Origin of the sequence: Streptomyces sp. NPDC090499 (assembly GCF_044769305.1) — a bacterium.
In the GTDB taxonomy this organism is placed as follows: Bacteria; Actinomycetota; Actinomycetes; order Streptomycetales; family Streptomycetaceae; genus Streptomyces.
This window is the reverse complement of record NZ_JBIVXP010000002.1, coordinates 234,727-253,952: the sequence shown is the minus strand read 5'-3', so window position 1 is coordinate 253,952 and position 19,226 is coordinate 234,727. Positions and strand designations below refer to the sequence as shown.

The 19,226-nt window shown below is 74.8% G+C and carries 14 protein-coding genes; 8 read left to right on the top strand and 6 right to left on the bottom strand.

All coding sequences use genetic code 11. The annotated features are described in order from the left end of the window. Positions 1 to 116: 116 nt before the first annotated feature. The 3 genes from ACIQVL_RS09530 to ACIQVL_RS09520 all read left to right on the top strand — a co-directional run bounded on the left by ACIQVL_RS09530 (position 117) and on the right by ACIQVL_RS09520 (position 3,378). Complete coding sequence (locus ACIQVL_RS09530) at positions 117 to 1,388, top strand: histidine kinase (protein WP_403429902.1); 1,272 nt, start codon at positions 117 to 119, stop codon at positions 1,386 to 1,388. A gap of 52 nt (positions 1,389 to 1,440) precedes the next feature. Continuing rightward, positions 1,441 to 2,103, top strand: a complete 663-nt coding sequence (locus ACIQVL_RS09525) for a response regulator (protein WP_403429900.1) — start codon at positions 1,441 to 1,443, stop codon at positions 2,101 to 2,103. A gap of 93 nt (positions 2,104 to 2,196) precedes the next feature. Then, positions 2,197 to 3,378, top strand: coding sequence for a cytochrome P450 (locus ACIQVL_RS09520; RefSeq protein WP_403474928.1), 1,182 nt, complete (start codon positions 2,197 to 2,199; stop codon positions 3,376 to 3,378). 87 nt (positions 3,379 to 3,465) lie between these two features. Here ACIQVL_RS09520 and ACIQVL_RS09515 read toward each other — a convergent pair whose 3' ends face one another. Further along, positions 3,466 to 4,476 carry a Gfo/Idh/MocA family oxidoreductase gene (locus ACIQVL_RS09515; protein WP_403429897.1) on the bottom strand — a complete coding sequence of 337 codons (1,011 nt, stop codon included), beginning with the start codon at positions 4,474 to 4,476 and terminating at the stop codon, positions 3,466 to 3,468. A gap of 130 nt (positions 4,477 to 4,606) precedes the next feature. On the opposite strand from ACIQVL_RS09515, the gene ACIQVL_RS09510 reads away from it, so the two are divergent. From ACIQVL_RS09510 to ACIQVL_RS09490, 5 genes are all read left to right on the top strand, one after another. After that, positions 4,607 to 5,344 (top strand): GntR family transcriptional regulator, encoded by a 738-nt coding sequence (locus tag ACIQVL_RS09510; protein WP_403430572.1) that lies wholly within the window; start codon positions 4,607 to 4,609, stop codon positions 5,342 to 5,344. 193 nt (positions 5,345 to 5,537) lie between these two features. Continuing rightward, positions 5,538 to 6,683 carry an ROK family glucokinase gene (locus ACIQVL_RS09505; RefSeq protein ID WP_390641185.1) on the top strand — a complete coding sequence of 382 codons (1,146 nt, stop codon included), beginning with the start codon at positions 5,538 to 5,540 and terminating at the stop codon, positions 6,681 to 6,683. Further along, positions 6,680 to 7,261, top strand: a complete 582-nt coding sequence (locus ACIQVL_RS09500; RefSeq protein WP_403429895.1) for a sugar kinase — start codon at positions 6,680 to 6,682, stop codon at positions 7,259 to 7,261. Before ACIQVL_RS09505 ends, ACIQVL_RS09500 begins: the two co-directional genes overlap by 4 nt. Before the next feature lie 96 nt (positions 7,262 to 7,357). Further along, positions 7,358 to 10,168 (top strand): SNF2-related protein, encoded by a 2,811-nt coding sequence (locus ACIQVL_RS09495; protein ID WP_403474927.1) that lies wholly within the window; start codon positions 7,358 to 7,360, stop codon positions 10,166 to 10,168. Beyond that, positions 10,165 to 12,270 carry an SWIM zinc finger family protein gene (locus ACIQVL_RS09490; RefSeq protein WP_403474926.1) on the top strand — a complete coding sequence of 702 codons (2,106 nt, stop codon included), beginning with the start codon at positions 10,165 to 10,167 and terminating at the stop codon, positions 12,268 to 12,270. The genes ACIQVL_RS09495 and ACIQVL_RS09490 overlap by 4 nt, the downstream gene beginning before the upstream one ends. Positions 12,271 to 12,410: 140 nt before the next feature. Here ACIQVL_RS09490 and ACIQVL_RS09485 read toward each other — a convergent pair whose 3' ends face one another. The 5 genes from ACIQVL_RS09485 to ACIQVL_RS09465 all read right to left on the bottom strand — a co-directional run bounded on the left by ACIQVL_RS09485 (position 12,411) and on the right by ACIQVL_RS09465 (position 19,025). Next, complete coding sequence (locus ACIQVL_RS09485; RefSeq protein WP_403474925.1) at positions 12,411 to 14,534, bottom strand: bifunctional serine/threonine-protein kinase/ABC transporter substrate-binding protein; 2,124 nt, start codon at positions 14,532 to 14,534, stop codon at positions 12,411 to 12,413. Between the two features lie 5 nt (positions 14,535 to 14,539). Further along, positions 14,540 to 16,735, bottom strand: a complete 2,196-nt coding sequence (locus tag ACIQVL_RS09480; RefSeq protein ID WP_403474924.1) for a bifunctional serine/threonine-protein kinase/ABC transporter substrate-binding protein — start codon at positions 16,733 to 16,735, stop codon at positions 14,540 to 14,542. After that, entirely contained in the window at positions 16,728 to 17,672 is a 945-nt protein-coding gene (locus ACIQVL_RS09475) for a hypothetical protein (protein ID WP_403474923.1), read from the bottom strand. The genes ACIQVL_RS09480 and ACIQVL_RS09475 overlap by 8 nt, the downstream gene beginning before the upstream one ends. 158 nt (positions 17,673 to 17,830) lie before the next feature. Next, positions 17,831 to 18,265, bottom strand: a complete 435-nt coding sequence (locus tag ACIQVL_RS09470; protein ID WP_403429885.1) for an OsmC family protein — start codon at positions 18,263 to 18,265, stop codon at positions 17,831 to 17,833. 25 nt (positions 18,266 to 18,290) lie between these two features. Then, positions 18,291 to 19,025, bottom strand: coding sequence for a hypothetical protein (locus ACIQVL_RS09465; RefSeq protein ID WP_403429883.1), 735 nt, complete (start codon positions 19,023 to 19,025; stop codon positions 18,291 to 18,293). Positions 19,026 to 19,226: the final 201 nt, after the last annotated feature.

The window sequence follows — 19,226 nt, the reverse complement described above, 5'->3', positions numbered from 1 at the left end:
GCGCCCGCCGGAAGGCCCTCCGCACGCGCGCGTGGCGCACCGAAAGTCCACACGGACCCAACTTTGGTCGACGATCCCGTGCACGAGTAGGTGTCACGGGCCGGTCCTGCGTAGATTTGTCGACCGTGAGCGGTGACATCTCTATACGGACGTTCGAGGGGCGGCGGTGGCTGTTCCCCTCCGCCGTGATCCATGAACTCGACCCCGACGCCGGTCCGGCCGGCCGCCGGCCCCGGCGCACCGCGCGTGACTGGCTCGTCGACTTCAGCTGCTTCCTGCTGGCCGTCGTGCTCGGCGCGGCCGCCGCCAACACCATGCGCCAGGACCCGAACGTCCCGCACGGCCTCGCCGTCGCCGACCAGCTGATCGGCGGTCTGGCCTGCGCCGCGGTCTGGCTGCGCCGCCGCTGGCCGACGGGCCTGGCCCTCGCCATGATCCCGGTCAGCTTCGCCTCCGACACCGCGGGCGGCGCCTCCATGGTCGCGCTGTTCACGCTCGCCGTGCACCGCCCGTTCCGGCACGTCGCCTGGATCACCGCCGTCAACCTCGCGCTGGTCCCGCTCTTCTACTGGCTGCGCCCCGACCCCGACCTGCCCTACCTGGCCGTCGTCATCCTCGTCGTGCTGTTCACCCTCCTCGTGGTCAGCCTCGGCATGTTCGTGCGCTCCAAGCGGCAGCTGATGGTCAGCCTCCGCGACCGGGCCCGGCGCGCCGAGACCGAGGCCGGGCTGCGCGCCGAGCGGGCCCAGCGACTGGCCCGGGAGGCCATCGCCCGCGAGATGCACGACGTCCTCGCCCACCGGCTGACCCTGCTCAGCGTGCACGCCGGAGCGCTGGAGTTCCGGCCCGACGCGCCCCGGGAGGAGATCACCCGCGCGGCCGGGGTCATCCGGGAGAGCGCCCACGAGGCCCTCCAGGACCTGCGGGAGATCATCGGCGTGCTGCGCGCCGCCGACGGCGACGAGGCGGGCGGCCGGCCGCAGCCGACCCTGGCCGCGCTGGAGTCGCTGGTCGCCGAGTCACGGGGAGCCGGCATGAAGGTGGTGCTGGACAACCACGTCGGCGACCCGGCCGCCGTCCCCGCCTCCGTCGGCCGCACCGCCTACCGGATCGCCCAGGAGGGCCTCACCAACGCCCGCAAGCACGCCCCCGGCGCCGAGGTCACCGTCCGCGTCACCGGCGCCCCGGGCGACGGCCTGGACATCACCGTGCACAACCCCGCCCCCGCGACCGAGGCCCCGCCCGTCCCCGGCTCCGGCCAGGGGCTGATCGGCCTGGCCGAACGCGCCACGCTGGCCGGGGGACGGCTGGAGCACCGGCCCGTCGGCGACGGCGGCTTCGAGGTGCGGGCCTGGCTGCCCTGGGCCGCCGCCTCCCCGGCCGTGTGACGACCGGATGACCGGCCACGCGATGCCGTACCCGCGTGATTACGTAGGAGCCATGACCGCGATCAGACTGCTGCTCGTCGACGACGATCCGCTGGTGCGGGCGGGGCTCGCCCTCATGATGGGCGGGGCCGGGGACATCGAGATCGTCGGGGAGGGCGCCGACGGCGACGAGGTCGAGGCGCTCGTGGACCGCACCCGCCCGGACGTCGTCCTGATGGACATCCGGATGCCGTTGGTGGACGGACTCACCGCCACCGAGCGGCTGCGCGCGCGTGCCGAGCCCCCGCAGGTCGTCGTCCTGACCACGTTCCACGCCGACGAACAGGTGTTGCACGCCCTGCGTGCGGGAGCCGCCGGGTTCGTCCTCAAGGACACCCCGCCCGCCGAGATCGTCGCCGCGGTGCGCCGGGTCGCGGCCGGCGAACCCGTGCTGTCGCCCGCCGTCACCCGGCAGCTGATGGCCCACGCGGCCGGCACCCGCGCCGACACCCGGCAGGCACGCGCGCGTGACCGGCTCGCCGCCCTCAACGACCGCGAGCGCGAGGTCGCCGTCGCGGTCGGCCGGGGCCTCGCCAACGCCGAGATCGCCACCGGCCTCTTCATGAGCGTCGCCACCGTCAAGACCCACGTCTCCCGCATCCTGGCCAAACTCGGCCTCAACAACCGCGTCCAGATCGCCCTGCTCGCGTACGACGCGGGACTCCTGGAGGAATAGGAGGAACAGGAAGCCTCCGGGCACCTGTGGGGAGGCCCGTGCGTTCTCCGGGTACGGGACGGCCTCGGGGACCTCCTGAAGGGGGAGCAGAGCATGCAGGTGACCGACCTCGGTGTGTACGGCGACGGTCTGCGCACGGACCCGCACACGGTGTACGCGCGGCTGCGCGAGCGCGGCCCGGTGCACCGGGTGCGCTGGCCCCTTCCCGACCAGTACCACGAGACCTGGCTGGTCGTGGGGTACGAGGAGGCACGCACGGCGCTCGCCGACCCCAGGCTGGCCAAGGACACCGAGAAGATCGGCTTCCAGTTCCTCGACGAGGAGCTCATCGGCAAGTACCTGCTGGTCGCCGACCCGCCCCAGCACACCAGGCTGCGCGGCCTGATCACCCGCGCGTTCACCGCCCGCCGGGTGGCCGGTCTCGAACCGAGGATCCAGGAGATCACCGACCACCTGCTCGACGAGATGCTCCCGCGCGGCCGCGCCGACCTCGTCGACGCCCTCGCCTACCCGCTGCCCATCACGGTGATCAGCGAACTGCTCGGCGTCCCCGAACTCGACCGCGCACGGTTCCGGAAGCTGTCCAACGAGGTGGTCGCGTCCAGCCACCCGGGCAGCGAGTACGACGCCTTCGTCGCGCTCGCCGACTACCTCGCCGAGCTCATCGAGGACAAGCGGTGCGCGGGCCCGAGCGGCGACCTGCTCAGCGACCTGATCCGCACCACCGCCGAGGACGGCGACCGGCTCTCCGCCGGGGAACTGCGCGGCATGGCCTTCGTGCTGCTGATCGCCGGCCACGAGACCACCGTCAACCTCATCGGCAACGGCGTCCTCGCCCTGCTCACCCATCCCGACCAACTCGCCGCCCTGCGCGCGGACATGAGCCTCCTGGACGGCGCGGTCGAGGAGACCCTGCGCTGGGAGGGACCGGTGGAGAACGCCACGTACCGGTACGCCGCCGAGCCCCTGGAGATCGCCGGCACCGCCATCGGCCGGGGCGACCCGGTGATGATCAGCCTCGCCGGCGCCGACCGCGACGGTGGCCGCTATCCCGAGCCCGACCGCTTCGACATCCGCCGCGACCACCGCGGCCACCTCGCCTTCGGCCACGGCATCCACTACTGCCTCGGCGCACCCCTGGCCCGTCTGGAGGGGCGGATCGCCCTGCGCACCCTCCTGCAGCGCGCCCCGGACCTCGCCCTGGACGGCCCGCACGGGCAGTGGCTGCCGGGCACCCTGATGAGGGGGGTGCGCAGCCTCCCGGCGCGCTGGTAGCCGCCGGGCAGTAGCAGTAGCAGTAGCCGCCGTCGGGAAGCAGCCGCCGTCGGGAAGCAGCAGCCGCCGCCGGGCGGCCGCCGCCGGTCAGGCGAGGCGGTCCGGGATCTCCGCGAGCGCCACCGGTCTGCGCTCGTGCCGGGAGATGTCGCAGGCCTCCGCGATCCGCAGCGCCTGCAGCGCCTCGCGCCCGTCGCAGGGGTTGGCCAGCTGCCCCCGCACCACGTCGACGAAGGCGCACAGCTCGGCCTCGTAGGCGGGCCCGAACCGCTCCAGGAAACCGGGCCACGGCTTGTCCGCGGGCGGCGGCCCGGTCGGCTCGGTGGAGGCCACCGGCGTACGGTCGTCCAGGCCGACCACCACGGTGTCCCGCTCGCCGGCCAGCTCCATCCGGACGTCGTACCCGGCGCCGTTCAGCCGGGTCGCCGTCGCCGTGGCCAGCGTGCCGTCGGCCAGGGTGAGCACCGCCGCGCCCGTGTCGACGTCACCGGCCTCACGGAACATCGCGGGCCCCGCGTCCGAACCGGTCGCGTACACGTCCACGACCTCGCTGCCGGTCACCCAGCGCAGCACGTCGAAGTCGTGGATCAGCGTGTCCCGGAACAGCCCGCCGGACAGCGGCAGCCACTCCGGCGGGGGCGGGGACTGGTCGGAGGTCAGCGCCCGTACGGTGTGCAGCCGACCGAGCCGCCCCGAGCGCACCGCCTCCCGCGCACCGGCGTACCCCTTGTCGAAGCGCCGCTGGAAGCCCATCTGCAGCACCGTCCCGGCCTTCTCCACCTCCGCCAGGGCCTGCAGCGTGCCCGGCAGGTCGAGGGCGATCGGCTTCTCGCAGAAGACCGGCAGCCCGGAGCGGGCCGCCCGGCCGATCAGGTCGGCGTGGGCCGAGGTCGCGGCGGTGATCACCACGGCGTCCACGCCCCACCTGAAGATCTCGTCCGTCCCGGGTGCCGCCGTCTCACCGAGCCGGTGCGCCAGATCCTGGGCCCGCTGCGGATCCACGTCCGTGAGGATCAGCGATCCGACCTCGCGATTACGGCTGAGCGTGTTCGCGTGAATGGTGCCGATGCGGCCCGTCCCGATGACCCCGATGCGCATGGGAACAAGGTGCTGGTGCACCCCGCGCGCTGTCAATCCGTATGTCCGGACAATCGAACTACACAACTTCCCGTCAACCCGTCACGGAGATACGCTCGGCCCCGTGCCGAAACCAGATGTGGACCCGACCGTGACACTCGCCCTCAGTGTGGACCGGAGTTCCCCGGTCCCGTTGTACTTCCAGCTCGCCCAGCAGCTGGAAGCGGCGATCGAGCACGGCTCGCTCACCCCCGGCAGCCTGCTGGGCAACGAGATCGAGCTCGCCGCACGGCTCGGTCTGTCCCGTCCGACGGTCCGCCAGGCCATCCAGTCCCTCGTGGACAAGGGCCTGCTCGTCCGCCGCCGGGGTGTCGGCACCCAGGTCGTGCACAGCCAGGTCAAGCGCCCGCTGGAACTGAGCAGCCTCTACGACGACCTGGAGGCGGCCGGCCAGCGCCCCGCGACGAAGGTGCTGGTCAACACCGTCGTCCCGGCGTCCGCGGAGGTCGCGGCCGCGCTCGGGGTCGCCGAGGCCGCCGACGTGCACCGCGTCGAGCGGCTGCGGCTGGCACACGGCGAGCCCATGGCGTACCTGACCAACTACCTGCCCCCCGGCCTGCTCGACCCGGACACCGCCCAGCTGGAGGCGACCGGCCTCTACCGCCTGATGCGGACCGCCGGGATCACCCTGCACAGCGCCCGCCAGTCCATCGGCGCGCGCGGCGCCACGGCCGCCGAGGCGGACCGGCTCGGCGAGCCGGAGGGCGCCCCGCTGCTCACCATGCAGCGCACCACCTACGACGACACCGGCCGCGCGGTCGAGTTCGGCGACCACATCTACCGCCCGAGCCGCTACTCCTTCGAGTTCCAGCTGCTCGTACGGTCCTGAACGCACCGAGGTTCTGGTTCTAATGTCCGGACAAGATGACCATGTCGGGGGAGCGGCACTGCAACACCCCTGAAGGGGCCGCGGGGAACTGCGCGACCGGCCACGGACGGCCCGCACCCGGCGACGGCGCCGCACCCCTTCCTTATCTCCCCCGAACGGCACGGCACGCGCGCGTACGGCAGAATCGAGCCCGATGAGCACCTACCGCGACCTCACCGCCCCCATCGGCTCCCGCCGAGCCCCGGTCCTGCGCACCGTCGGCACCAGGGAGCGCCGGTCCCACCTGACGGCCCCCCGCGTGCCGACGGTCGGCATCGACATCGGCGGCACCAAGGTCATGGCGGGCGTCGTGGACGCCGACGGCAACATCCTGGAGAAGCTCCGCACGGAGACCCCGGACAAGTCCAAGAGCCCGAAGGTCGTCGAGGACACGATCGTCGAACTGGTCCTGGACCTCTCCGACCGGCACGACGTGCACGCCGTCGGCATCGGCGCCGCCGGCTGGGTCGACGCCGACCGCAACCGCGTGCTGTTCGCCCCCCACCTGTCCTGGCGGAACGAGCCGCTGCGCGACCGCCTCGCCGGCCGGCTCGCCGTGCCCGTCCTGGTCGACAACGACGCCAACGCCGCCGCCTGGGCCGAGTGGCGGTTCGGCGCCGGACGCGGCGAGGACCACCTCGTCATGATCACGCTCGGCACCGGCATCGGCGGCGCGATCCTGGAGGACGGCCAGGTCAAGCGCGGCAAGTACGGCGTCGCCGGCGAGTTCGGCCACATGCAGGTGGTGCCCGGCGGCCACCGCTGCCCGTGCGGCAACCGCGGCTGCTGGGAGCAGTACAGCTCCGGCAACGCGCTGGTCCGCGAGGCCAAGGAACTGGCCGCGGCCGACTCCCCGGTGGCGTACGGGATCATCGAGCACGTCAAGGGCAACATCGGCGAGATCTCCGGCCCGATGATCACCGAGCTGGCCCGCGAGGGCGACGCGATGTGCGTCGAACTGCTCCAGGACATCGGCCAGTGGCTCGGCGTCGGCATCGCCAACCTCGCCGCCGCCCTCGACCCTTCCTGCTTCGTGATCGGCGGTGGCGTCAGCGCCGCCGACGACCTGCTGATCGGCCCCGCGCGGGACGCCTTCAAGCGTCAGCTGACCGGCCGCGGCTACCGCCCCGAGGCCCGGATCGCCCGCGCCCAGCTCGGCCCCGAGGCCGGCATGGTCGGCGCCGCCGACCTCGCCCGCCTGGTCGCCCGCCGGTTCCGGCGCGCCAAGCGGCGCCGGGTCGAGCGGTACGAGCGCTACGAGCGGTTCGCGGAGGCCCGCCGTACCCGGGACACCGCATGACCGCTTCGCTGCCCCGGCAGGCCGCGTCCCCGGAGGAACCGCAGCGCCCGCCCGAGACCCCGGGGCACAAGGCCAAGCGCCGGGCGCTGACGCTGCTGATCATCGTGCTGCTCATCGGCGTGCCGGCCGGCTATCTGGTGATCTCCGCCAACCAGAGCCGCAACAGCGGCAAGGACAAGGAGTCCAAGTACTCCGCGACCGGCCTCGCCGAGGGCTGGCCGTCGAAGGTGCAGCGGCGCCTCTACCAGGTGCCGGTCCCGCACCCGGCCGACCGGATCGCGTACTACGAGACGAACAACTGGAAGACCAGCCGCCTCTACGTCCAGTTCCGCACCAACAGTGCCGGACTGGACAGCTTCCTGGAGGGCATGGGCATCAACCGGGACGCGCTGAAGAAGGACGACATCAGCATCAGCTCCCGCGACCAGAAGATCACCGGCTGGAAGTTCACCGGTCCCGGACCCTGGTCGGGCCTCACGCACAGGCAGAAGAACCCGGCACCCACCCAGGACCTGGTCGTGAACACCGCCGACCCGAACTATCCGATGATCTACGTCGTCTCCCGCACCGTCCCGTAGCGGTGCACCCGGCAGGCCGCCGGGGCCGATTGTCAGACCCCGCCCGTACAGTCGAAGACGTCTGATCCGACAGGCGGGCGGGAGGTGGCAGAACGTATGAGCGGCACGACGGCCGAGGCCGACCCGGACGTACCGGTGCGCCTGGCGGCGGTCTACCTGCCCGCCGGCCTCCCGCGCCAGGGCCGGATCGCCTTCTGGGACCCCGCCGGAGACCCGCTGCCCGCCGCCGCGACCGAGGAGCTCACGGTCGTACGACGGCACGGTGCCACCGGGGTCCGCCGCCGGCAGGTGCCCGCGCTCACCCTGCCGCTCGCCGCCGCCCTCCCGGTGCTCGTCCGGGCCCGCCGCGACCCGGCCGCCCACCCCGCCACCGCCTGCTGGGGCGCCGCCGCCCTGCACGCCCTGCGGCTCACCGCCCGCGGCCGGCTGCTGCCCGGCCTCACCCCGGGAGGACACGACGCCTGGCGGGCCGGCCCCCTGGAGCCCGCCGACATCGCCCACCTGCGCGCGGTGGCCGCCGCCCTGCCCGTCGAGGGCCACGCCGTCCCGCTGCCCGGCCCGGGTCCGCTCCTGCTGCCCCGGCCGGAGGCGCTGGTCCGCTCGTTCCTGGACGCGGTCGCCGACACCCTGCCCCGCACCCCGGCCGCCCCGCACACCACGGGCCGGCCCTTCGCCGCCCGCGAAGCCCAGCGGCTGCCCGACGCCCGGGAGTGGGCCGCGGAGGTCGCCGCCGGCATGGACGCCGGCGTCCGGATCTCGCTGCGCCTGGACCTGTCGGCCTACGACCTGTTCGACGACGGCGAGGGCGCGCGCCGCGCCGGAGCCGCGATCGTCCAGGTGCACAGCCTGGCCGACCCGACCCTGGTGACCGACGCGACGGCGCTGTGGTCGGGGGCCTCCGAGGCCGCCTTCGGCCCCCGCGCGCGCGTGGACGCGGCGCTGGCCGTGCGCCGTGCGGCGCGGGTGTGGCCGCCGCTGGCCCGCCTGGCGGAGCAGGACGTACCCGACGTGCTCGCGCTCTCCGAGGAGGAGCTGGGGCAGCTGCTCGGGGTGGCGGCGACCCGGCTCGCGGCGGCCGGGGTCGCCGTGCACTGGCCCCGGGACCTGGCCCAGGACCTGACCGCGGCGGCCGTGGTCCGGCCCGCCCCCGGCTCGGCCACCGACGGCACCGGCTTCTTCGAGAGCGAGGAACTGCTCCAGTTCCGCTGGCAGCTGGCGATCGGCGGCGACCCGCTCAGCGACGCCGAGATGGACGCCCTCGCCGAGGCCCACCGCCCGGTCGTGCGGCTGCGGGACCGCTGGGTGCTCGTCGATCCCGCCCTCGTCCGCAAGGCACGCAGGCGCGAACTGGGCGTGCTCGACCCGGTCGACGCGCTCTCCGTGGCGCTCACCGGCGAGGCCGAGGTGGACGGCGAGCGGGTCGAGGCGGTCCCCGTCGGCGCCCTCGCCGCCCTGCGCGACCGCCTCACCGCCGGCATCCAGCCGGCCGAGCCGCCCGCCGGCCTGCAGGCCACCCTGCGCGACTACCAGCTCCGGGGCCTGGCCTGGCTCGACCTGATGACCTCCCTCGGCCTCGGCGGCTGCCTCGCCGACGACATGGGCCTCGGCAAGACGATCACCGTCATCGCCCTGCACCTCAAGCGGGCCCGCACCGAGCCGACCCTGGTGGTCTGCCCGGCCTCGCTGCTCGGCAACTGGCAGCGGGAGATCGCCCGGTTCGCACCCGGCGTCCCGGTCCGCCGCTTCCACGGCCCCGACCGCACCCTGGACGGCCTCGACGGCGGCTTCGTCCTCACCACGTACGGCACCATGCGCGCCACCGCGACCCGGCTCGCCGAACAGCCCTGGGGCATGGTCGTCGCCGACGAGGCACAGCACGTCAAGAACCCCTACTCGGCCACCGCGAAAGCCCTGCGCACCATCCCGACCCCCGCGCGCGTGGCGCTCACCGGCACCCCCGTGGAGAACAACCTCTCCGAGCTGTGGGCCCTCCTCGACTGGACCACCCCCGGCCTCCTCGGCCCCCTCAAGTCCTTCCGCGCCCGGCACGCGCGTGCCGTCGAGAACGGTGAGGACGAGGAGGCGGTGGCCCGGCTGGCCCGCCTCGTCCGCCCCTTCCTCCTGCGCCGCAAGAAGTCCGACCCCGGGATCGTTCCCGAACTCCCGCCCAAGACCGAGACCGACCACCCCGTCCCCCTCACCCGCGAACAGGCCGCGCTGTACGAGGCGGTGGTACGCGAGTCGCTGCTCGCCATCGAGACGGCCGACGGCATCGCCCGCCGCGGCCTGGTGCTCAAGCTCCTCGGCGCCCTCAAGCAGATCTGCGACCACCCCGGGCTGTACCTGAAGGAGGAGCCCCGCACCGAGGGACTGGCCGCCCGCTCCGGCAAACTCAACCTGCTCGACGAGTTGCTGGACACCGTGCTCGCCGAGGACGGCTCGGCGCTCGTCTTCACGCAGTACGTCGGCATGGCCCGCATGATCACCGCGCACCTCCAGGCCCGCGCGGTCCCGGTCGACCTGCTGCACGGCGGCACCCCGGTGCCGGAGCGGGAGCGCATGGTGGACCGCTTCCAGAGCGGCGCGACCCCGGTCCTCGTGCTCTCCCTGAAGGCCGCGGGCACCGGCCTCAACCTCACCCGGGCCGGCCATGTCGTGCACTTCGACCGCTGGTGGAACCCGGCGGTGGAGGAACAGGCCACCGACCGCGCGTACCGCATCGGCCAGACCCAGCCGGTCCAGGTGCACCGCCTGGTCACCGAGGGCACCGTCGAGGACCGCATTGCCGAGATGCTGGAGGCCAAGCGCGCCCTCGCCGACGCGATCCTCGGCTCCGGCGAGGCCGCCCTGACCGAGCTGACGGACCGTGAGCTGTCCGACCTGGTGTCGTTGCGGAGGACGTCATGAGCGGCGCGGACGAGCAGCGGCCGGGGGACGCGGCACGGCGTGCGCTGCGGGCGGCGCGGGCGCGCGAGACGGAGACCGGTGGCGACGGGGTGGCCCCGGACGGGGAAGAGGGCGAACGGGTGCCGAGGCCGGGGGACGCCGCGCGGCTGGCGCTGCGGGTGGCCGCCGCGGGGAAGGAGGCGGAGCAGCGGGACGCCGAGCCCGAGTCCGCCCCCGCCCCCGAGTCCGAGTCCGAGTCCGAGTCCGAGGCGAGTGTCGCCGCAGAGCGGGCCGGGCGAGCCGACCGGACCGACCGGAGCGGCCAGACCGACCGGAGCGGCCACACCGACACCAGTGTCTCCGCTGCCGTCCGGCCGGGCAGTCGTCCCGGTGACGGCGCACGGGCGGCGTTGCGGGCCGCGCGCGCGGAAGCGAGGCGGGCCGAGGAGGCGGCCGCGGCGGAAGCCGCGCAGGAGCCACCGACCCGCCCGGTACGGCGACTGCTCCCGCCCCCGACCTCGCCCTCGTCCTCCCCTTCGTCGGCCCCGGCCCCCGTCCGCACCGCCCGTGACCTGAAGCAGTTCCTCGCGACCGCGTTCCGGATGCCGAGGGAGGAGGCCGAGCCGCACCAGGCGGCCGCGGCGACTCATCCCGCGCCCGAGCCCACGCCCGCGCCCGAGCCCACGCCCGCGCCTGCGCCTGCGCCCATGCCTGCGCCCGAGCCCATGCCTGCGCCCGAGCCCATGCCCGCGCCCGAGCCCACGCCTGCGCCCGAGCCCACGCCCGAGACTCCTGAGCCCGGCCCCCAGGACGCCACGGCTGCCACTGACCACCCCGAGCCCGAGCCGGCGGCCCGCCTCCCGCGCACCATGGCCACCCCGCACCGCGACAGCGAACTCCGCCGCACCTTCCCCTCCCTCCCGCCCCGTGCGTCCGCCGCCTCCGGCTTCGCCGCGACCTGGTGGGGCAACGCCTGGGTGCGGGCGCTCGAAGAGGGCGCACTGGACCCGAAGCGGCTGGCCCGCGGGCGGGGTTACGCCGAGCGCGGGCACGTGGACGCCATCACCGTGACGCCGGGACTGGTCCTGGCCTACGTGCAGGGCAGCCGGCCCCGGCCGTACCGCGTGCAGCTGCGGCTGCGGACCTTCGGCGAGGACGAGTGGGAGCGGCTGCTGGAGGCCGCCGCCGACCGGCCCGCCGACATCGCCGCGCTGCTCGACAAGGAGCTGCCGCAGACCCTCGCCGACAGCGGGGTTCAGCTGCTGCCGGGGCCCGGCGAGCTCGAACCCCGGTGCAGCTGCCCGGACTTCGGCCACCCCTGCAAGCACGCGGCCGCCCTCTGCTACCAGACCGCGCGGCTGCTGGATGCGGACCCGTTCGTGCTGCTCCTGCTGCGCGGCCGCGGGGAGCGCGAGGTGCTGGACGCGCTGTCCCGGCGCAACGCCGCCCGTGCGGCCCGGGAGCGGCGCACGGCCGCGCTGCCGGGCGTCCGGGCCACCGAGGCCCTCGTACCGCGTCAGCTCCCGCCGCTGCCGCCTCCGTTGCCGGCACCGGCGCATCCCGAGCAGCCGCCGGTGTATCCGGGGGTGCCCGGCGGCCCGGACCCGTTCGCACTGGACCAGCTGGCCACCGACGCGGGGGCCCGCGCCCACGCCCTGCTCACCACCGGACACGACCCGGTCGGCGACCTGACCCTCTGGCAGGACGCGGTGCGGCTCGCCGCGGCCCGCCCGGGTTCCGGCCTGACCGCCTCCACCCGCGCCCTCTACGCCACGCTCGCGGACGCCGTGGGCCGTACCCTGGGCGACCTGGCGCGCGCGGTCGCCGCCTGGCGGCAGGGCGGCGCGGAGGGGCTCGCCGTGCTGGAGGAGCCCTGGGACCCGCCGGCCGGCCGCTTCGACCGGGCCCGGCCACTGCTGCTCGCCGCCGACCTCCCCGCCTTCCGGCCGTGGCACAACCACCTCACCCACCCCGCCGGCCACCTCCAGCTCCGCTTCGGCCGCGACGGCCTGTGGTACGCCTACGAGTCGGAGCCGGGCCACGACGACTGGTGGCCCAGAGGCACCCCCGACCTGGACCCGGTGGGCGCCCTGACCGGGCTCGGCGCATCGGACGACATCTGAGCGAACCCGTCGAGGCCGGCTGAGCGACCGCGCCCGGTCAGGGGCGCTGGGGGAGGAACTGCGCGACCAGCCCTCACCGGCCCGCGGTGAGCGAACGGCACGACCGGCGAAGCGCTTGGTCCTGCCACCCCACCGGAGGCCTACGACGTCTTCTTCTTCCCGATGTTGCCGATGTCGTCGTGCCGGGCCACGAACCGGGCCCTGCCGCCCTCGACGCGGTAGAGGAACCAGCCGCCGTCCTGGTCGGTCTGCAGGTACTGGGTCTGGCTCTCGTAGCTGTACCTGCGGGTGATGCCCTGCCAGGGGCTGCGCATCAACTCCGCGCGCAGGGACTCGCGTTCGTCGCTGCTGGGCGCCGCGAGCCCGTGCGCGGCGTAGCCGACGGCGTCGTACGCCTCGGCCGCCCACGGTGGCGGAGCCTTGCCGTAGCGGGTGCGGTAGGCGGCGGCGAACGCCCGGGTCTTCGGGTCGGCCGCCGGGTCGCAGTACCCCGTGCTGATCCACCAGCCCGTGCCTGCCTTCAGGAAGGGCGTGCCGAGGACGTGTTCGTCGCCGCCGCGGAACCCGCGGTGCCCGGTGCCGGTCAGGGCCTCGGCACAGGCGGCGGCGCGGGCCGGGAGACCGCCCGCGAAGAGGACGGCCGTGTCCGGGTGGGCGGCGAGACCGTGGGCCACGTCGGTGAAGCCGGCGTCCGCGGCGACCTCGGCCACCTCGACGGTGCCCACCTTCAGCATCCCGTAGACGGTGACGCCCCGGACGGTGGCCTCGCCCTCGGCGGCGTCGGTGAGGTCGTACACGACGACGGTCCGGGCCGGCCGGGCCACCAGGTTGAGGTACTTCACGACGGCACCGGGCCCCGCGGTGCGGGTGCTGCGCAGGTTCAGCGAGCTGGTCGTGTTGGTGCTGTCGATGGCGTCGGTGTCGGCGCGGGTGACCAGCAGGCACACCCCCGCCTCGGTGCACACCGGCACGGCGGCGGGCACGGCCGTGTTGGTGCCGGCGCCGATCACCGCGTAGACCTCGCGGGCGGCCACGAGCCGGGCGGCCGCGGCGGCCGAACCGAGCGCGGTGCCCTGGTCGTCGGCGGTGCGCAGGGCGAGGTCGAAGGTCCGGTCGGAGCGGGCGTTGTGCTGGTCGACCGCCAGCTGCGCGCCGCGCGCCTGGGCCTGGACGACGGCGGTGGACAGGTCGCCGAGCAGCGCGATCGTACGGTCCGGCAGCGGGCCCTTGCCGGAACCCGGTGTCCCGGACCGGCCCCACCGCCACCACGCGCTGCCGCCGCCGACCGCGCTGACGCCGGCCGCCGCCGACGCGATCAGCAGCCGGCGCCGCGACGGGGCGGACGGCGCGTCGGCGAGCGGTAGCTCGGAGAGGGCGGTGTGTTCCGGCACCGGCAGGTCGAGGACGCGCGCGGCGCGGTCCGCGACCAGCGCGGGCAGGCCGGGCGGCAGCCACGACTCCGCCGTGAACTCACGGAAAGAGGAACGCAGTCGGGCGATTGTGGGGCGGTCGCCCGGTTTCTTCGCCAGACAGGCGCGCAGCGTCGGGGCGAGGTCCTCGGGGACGCCGGTCAGGTCCGGGTCCTCGCGCACCGTCCGGTACAGGACGGCCGCCGCGCCGCCGGTGCCGAACGGCGGTCGTCCGGTGGCCGTACGGGCGAGCACGCAGCCCAGGGAGAAGACGTCGCTGTGCGGTCCCACGGGCTTGCCGCGGGCCTGTTCCGGCGACAGGTAGCCGGGGGAGCCGATGACCGAGCCGTCCGTGGTGAGTGCCGTCGCGCCGACCGCACGGGCGATGCCGAAGTCGATCAGGCGCGGTCCGTCGGCGGCGAGCAGGACGTTCGCCGGTTTCACGTCCCGGTGGACGAGACCGGCCCGGTGCACGTCGTCCAGGGCCGCGGCGAGGGCGGCGCCCAGCGTCCGGACCGGACCGGGAGGCCAGGGGCCGTGCAGCGCGAGGGCCTCGGACAGCGGCAGGCCGGGCACGTAGGCGGTGGCCAGCCAGGGCGCGCGGGCGTCCGCGTCGGCCGTGAGCACGGGTACCGTCCAGCGGCTGGTGAGCCGGGCCGCCAGCTCCGTCTCGCGGCGGAACCGGGCCCGGAAGCCGGGGTCCCCGGCGTACTCCTCGCGGATCACCTTCAGTGCGACCCAGGCGCCGTGCGGTGACCGCGCCAGGTACACCACGCCCATGCCACCGGCCCCGAGCCGCCCCACCAGCCGGTGACCGCCGACGAACGAGGGGTCGGCGGGCTGCAGCCGCTCCAACTCCGCTACCCCTTCGTCCGCGCGGCCAGGATCGGCCCGATCTGCTCGAACCGCCCGTCGTGGACCTGGTGGATGTAGGTCTCACCGCCCATGGTCCGGGCGTCGGCGTTGAACTGGTTGTAGTCGTTGAAGGTGTAGGTGCGTGCGATGCCCCGGTAGGTGGCCTTGTGGAGCCGCAGGGCGAGCGCGAGCCGGTCGGGGCGGCCGCCGCCGGACGGCAGGGTTCCGGTGAACTCGCGCAGCACCATCCGAACGCTGTCGTACGCCTCGGCGCCGTACGGGTCCGGGACGCCGCCGTACCGCTTCCGCCAGGCCGCCGTGAACTGCTCGGCCGCCTTGGTCTTCAGAACGCTCGCGTCGACGACGGGCGTGACCGCGAACCAGCCCTCGCCCGCCGCGCCCGCGAGCTTCGGGAAGTCGGAGCCGTAGAGGAGGTGGGACATCCAGCGCGGCCCGGTGAAGCCCGCCGCGGACAGTTGCCGGGCCGCCCGGACGGTCGCGTCCAGCGGGCCGAAGTAGGCGAAGTCGCGGACCCTGCGGGAGAGGATGGCGGCGACGGCGGCCGGGGCGTCGTCGGTGTCCTCGGCGACGACCTTCGGGACCACCTCGGCGTGCAGCGACTCCCGCCACTGGTTGACCAGGAGACTGCCCTGGTCGTGCTCGACGGAGCCGCCGGAGCGGTCGATGACGATGCCCGCCGGGGCGGCCAGGCCCTTCAGCAGCGCATGCAGGGCGATCGCGGTGCCCGCCGCCTGGTGGCCGACCCCGGTCTGGAAGGAGACGGTCGGCGACCAGACGTAGTAGTCGTTCTGCCCGGTGGTGCTGCTGACATGGGTGAGCTTGGCCGAGCCGTAGACGCGCGAGGCCGCCCGCATCGTCAGCTCGGTGACCGGGCCGAGCACGGCCACGACGGCGCGGTCCGCGGCCAGTTCGTGGGCGACCGCGGTGGCCCCGTCGACGGTCCCGTGATCGTCCAGGACCCGTACCCCCAGGTCGAAGGCGCGGCCCGCGGTCGCGTTGTGTTCGGCGACGGCCAGCCGCGCGGCCCGCTCGCAGGCCCGCGCCAGGGGTGCCGCCGCCCCGGCCTTCGTCACCTGCACTCCGAGCACGTACGACGGCCGGGCCGTGGTCTTCTTCCCCGAGCCGTCGTCGCGGCCCGCCGCCCAGAGCGCCGCCCAGGTACCGCCGCCCGCCAGCAGCAGCGCGCCCCCGGCCAGCAGCAGGCGCCGCCGGGTGGGGCGGGCGGGCCGGCCGGTGCCGGGGTCGTCGAGCACCGTGGGCTCGATGTCCGGCAGGGCGAGGCTCTCCGCCGCCCGGGCCGCCACCATGCGGGCGACCGGGTCCGGCAGCCAGGCCGACGGCGACTGCGCCGCGTCGGCGGTCGGCGGCCGGAGCCGGAAATCCTCGGCGAGCCGCAGCCGCAGGTCCGCGGCGCCGGGCCGCTCGCCGGGGTCCTTGGCGAGGCAGGCGTCCAGCGTCCCGCGGAGTCCGCCGGTGACCCCGTCGAGGTCGGGTTCGTCGTGCACCGTGCGGTAGAGCAGCGCGTCCGGGGCGCCGGTGCCGAACGGCGGGCGGCCCGTGGCCGCGTACGCCAGCACACAGCCCAGCGCGAAGACGTCGCTCGCCGCGCCGGCCGCCTCGCCGCGCGCCTGCTCGGGGGCGAGGAAGCCCGGCGTGCCGACCACCATGCCGGAGGCGGTCAGGGCGGTGTCGTCGGCGGCCCGCGCGATACCGAAGTCGATGAGCCGCGGCCCGTCGACCGCGAGCAGTACGTTGCCCGGCTTCACGTCCCGGTGCACCAGCCCCGCCGCGTGCACGGCGGCCAGCGCCTCGCCGAGCAGCGAGCCCAGCACGCGTACGGCCGGCGGCGGCAGCGGTCCGTGCGCGGCGACCGCCTCCGCCAGCGAGGGACCCGCCACGAACCCGGTCGCCAGCCACGGCTCCTGGGCCGTGGCGTCCGCGCCGAGCACCGGTACCACCCAGGGGCTGTCGACCCGGGCCGCCAGCTCGGCCTCCCGCGCGAACCGGGCCCGGAAATCGTCGTCGTCGGCGCCCTGCGCCCGGATCACCTTCACGGCGGCCAGCGCACCCGTCTCGGAACGGCCCAGGTAGACCACCCCCATACCGCCGGCGCCGAGCCGCCGCAGCAGCCGGAAACCCCCGACCGACGACGGGTCGGAGGGCCGCAGCGCCTCACTCATCGCCCGCTCCCTTCACCTCGGTGGACGAAGTCGCGGACGGGGCGGCGGACGGGGCGGCGGACGGGGTGGCAGACGGGGTGGCGGACTCGGAGGCGGACTCGGAGGCGGACGAAGCGGCGGACGGGGCGGCCGAGGACCGGTCCCGGCCGTAGCGGTCCACGTTCGCCGTCACATAGCCGACGCCCGTCAGCGCGGCCTCGGTGAGGGCCGTCTGCTCCTTCTCGCTCTCACCCGCGGCGTGCCGCACGGTCGCCGCCACGGTCACCGGGCCGAGGCGGTGCTTGTACCAGTCGAAGTCACGGGCCTTCGGGTCACCGTCCACGACGTACTCGCCGTACTCGGTGAGGTCGTCGTCCGTGGTGGCGGTGCGCTGTTCGGCGAACGGATCGCCGCGCGAGGTCATCTTCTGCACGGTGTCGGTCGCGTTGAGCCGTTCCTGCGGGCAGCGCAGCGGCTCCTCCAGCGAGGACGCCATGTCCCGGCGGGCCTCGCGGACCGAGGCGTGCACGGTGACCGTGAGGGACACGTACACCGCTCCCGTGCCGCCCGTGCCCTGCCGGACGAACGACCTGGTCAGGCTCGCCAGCACGGTCGACGGGAGCGCGTCCCGGCGCCACAGGCAGTCCGCGCCGAGCACGGCCCAGCTGGTCGGCCCCAGCTCGTACGGGTCCCGTCTGCGGTACCCGGTACCGAAGTAGTCGGGCTGCACGGTGAGCCCGCGGACGAACGCGACGGCCTCGGCCCGCGTCTTCGGCGCGGCGGACTCGGCCAGTGTGTACGGCTGGTTCGCCGTGGTCGGGGAGGGACTCGCGCCCCCCGCGGCACTCGTGCCCGCCGTCTTCTCCGGCGTCGCCCGGCCGTCGCCGTGCCCGCCGTTCGTGCAGCCCGCGAGCAGCAGTGCCACCGCCGCCGCGGACAGGACCGTTCCCCGTCCCATCACGCTCACCCCCCAGCAGACCGCCGTACGGCCCTCCCCTGGGGGCCGCAGGTCGAACGCTAGCGCCAACCTGTGTCAACTGGCCCCGCTGGAAAGTGAGTTGAGTCGAACGGTAACCCCTTGGCCATCAGCCGGTGACAGTTCTCACCGCGCGGGTGTCACCCCTCGACCGACACGGCGACCGGCGTCCCGGCTTCGATGGTGCGGCTGACCGTGCACAGCCGGTCGTGGGAGACGGCGACCGCCCGGGGCAGGATCGCGCGGGCGCGGTCGCCGGCCGCGCCCTCCGGGAAGGTGACGGAGAAGGCGACCGCGAGGTCCGTCATCCGGTTTCCGCCCTCGTCGCTCGCCTTGTGGCCGGTGACGGTGACCGTGAACGAGGCCGGCTCGACGTGACGGCTCGTGGACACGTCGACGTCCGCCGCCGTACAGCCCCCGATCGCGGCGAGCAGCAGTTCCACCGGGGTGAACGCGGTGCCGTCGCCGGTCCCGAAGGCGATCGTGCCGCCGCGGGCGTTCGTGGCGGTGAAACGGCCGGTGCCGGTGCGCTCGACCGTGACCAGGCGCAGGGAGTCTTCGTTCGTGGAGCTCATGGGGACGAACCTAGGGCACCGGCCGTCAGTGCAGGATGTTGACGGCCCGTGCCACCACCAGGACCACCGTCACCAGGGAGACCGAGGACTGCAGCATCATCAGCATCTTGGCCCAGTGCGACAACGGCATCACGTCGGTCGGGCTGAACGCGGTGGAGTTGGTGAAGGACAGGTACAGGTAGTCGAGGAAGCCCGGCTCCCAGTCCCGCGGTGCGGTCTCCGGACTCTGCATCTGCACGAAGAGGAAGTCCGCGTACTGGTGCCGGCCGAGGACCCGCGCCATCGGCCCCCCGCGGTCCCACTCCCAGTACCAGAGGGCGAACACGATGACGTTCGTCAGCCAGATGCCCCCGCCGGTCAGCAGCAGCGGCCCGGCGTCACTGCCCTCGGTGCCGTTCACGAGCCCCGCCACCAGCCGGACCGCCGACCAGCCGTTGGCCAGGCTGATCACCCCCATCAGCACCAGGCCCAGCAGCCGCAGCCACCGGGTGCGGGGCTCGACCCGCCGGGGGTTGCCGGCGATGACACCGGCCAGCAGCACCACCTCCAGGACCGGCAGCAGCCAGTACGGCTGGAAGGCGAGCCGGTGCGGCAGCATCACCTGCAGGGCGATCGCCACCAGTATCACGGCGGTCACCGCCCACCGCGGCTCGCCCTGGGTGGCCCTGCGCCACGCGGGCACCGCGTCGCGCTCGCCGCTCTCCAGCAGCCCCTCGATCCTCGCCAGCCGGTTCTCGGCGTCGGACATTCGGTCGTTCATGCTCATGATTGTCCCGAGCCCCGCCCCGATCCACCGACCGCCCCGGCCGTCGCCCCGCGCGGCGGTGCCTCCGCCTCCACGGCGGCCGGCCTTCGGGGCGGCAGCGTCACCGCCGGGGCCGGTACGGCGGCGAGGACCGACCAGGGCACCGCGGGCGGGAGGCCGAGGCCGAGGAGGGTGCCCGTGGCGGAGCTGCCGACG

What these genes read in the sequence shown, in the direction of transcription:
- ACIQVL_RS09495 (WP_403474927.1), top strand. Translation starts at nt 7,358, where the DNA reads ATGAGCGGCACGACGGCCGAGGCCGACCCGGACGTACCGGTGCGCCTG.
- ACIQVL_RS09465 (WP_403429883.1), bottom strand. Translation starts at nt 19,025, where the DNA reads ATGAACGACCGAATGTCCGACGCCGAGAACCGGCTGGCGAGGATCGAG.
- ACIQVL_RS09470 (WP_403429885.1), bottom strand. Translation starts at nt 18,265, where the DNA reads ATGAGCTCCACGAACGAAGACTCCCTGCGCCTGGTCACGGTCGAGCGC.
- ACIQVL_RS09515 (WP_403429897.1), bottom strand. Translation starts at nt 4,476, where the DNA reads ATGCGCATCGGGGTCATCGGGACGGGCCGCATCGGCACCATTCACGCG.
- ACIQVL_RS09475 (WP_403474923.1), bottom strand. Translation starts at nt 17,672, where the DNA reads ATGGGACGGGGAACGGTCCTGTCCGCGGCGGCGGTGGCACTGCTGCTC.
- ACIQVL_RS09490 (WP_403474926.1), top strand. Translation starts at nt 10,165, where the DNA reads ATGAGCGGCGCGGACGAGCAGCGGCCGGGGGACGCGGCACGGCGTGCG.
- ACIQVL_RS09520 (WP_403474928.1), top strand. Translation starts at nt 2,197, where the DNA reads ATGCAGGTGACCGACCTCGGTGTGTACGGCGACGGTCTGCGCACGGAC.
- ACIQVL_RS09505 (WP_390641185.1), top strand. Translation starts at nt 5,538, where the DNA reads ATGAGCACCTACCGCGACCTCACCGCCCCCATCGGCTCCCGCCGAGCC.
- ACIQVL_RS09500 (WP_403429895.1), top strand. Translation starts at nt 6,680, where the DNA reads ATGACCGCTTCGCTGCCCCGGCAGGCCGCGTCCCCGGAGGAACCGCAG.
- ACIQVL_RS09525 (WP_403429900.1), top strand. Translation starts at nt 1,441, where the DNA reads ATGACCGCGATCAGACTGCTGCTCGTCGACGACGATCCGCTGGTGCGG.
- ACIQVL_RS09480 (WP_403474924.1), bottom strand. Translation starts at nt 16,735, where the DNA reads ATGAGTGAGGCGCTGCGGCCCTCCGACCCGTCGTCGGTCGGGGGTTTC.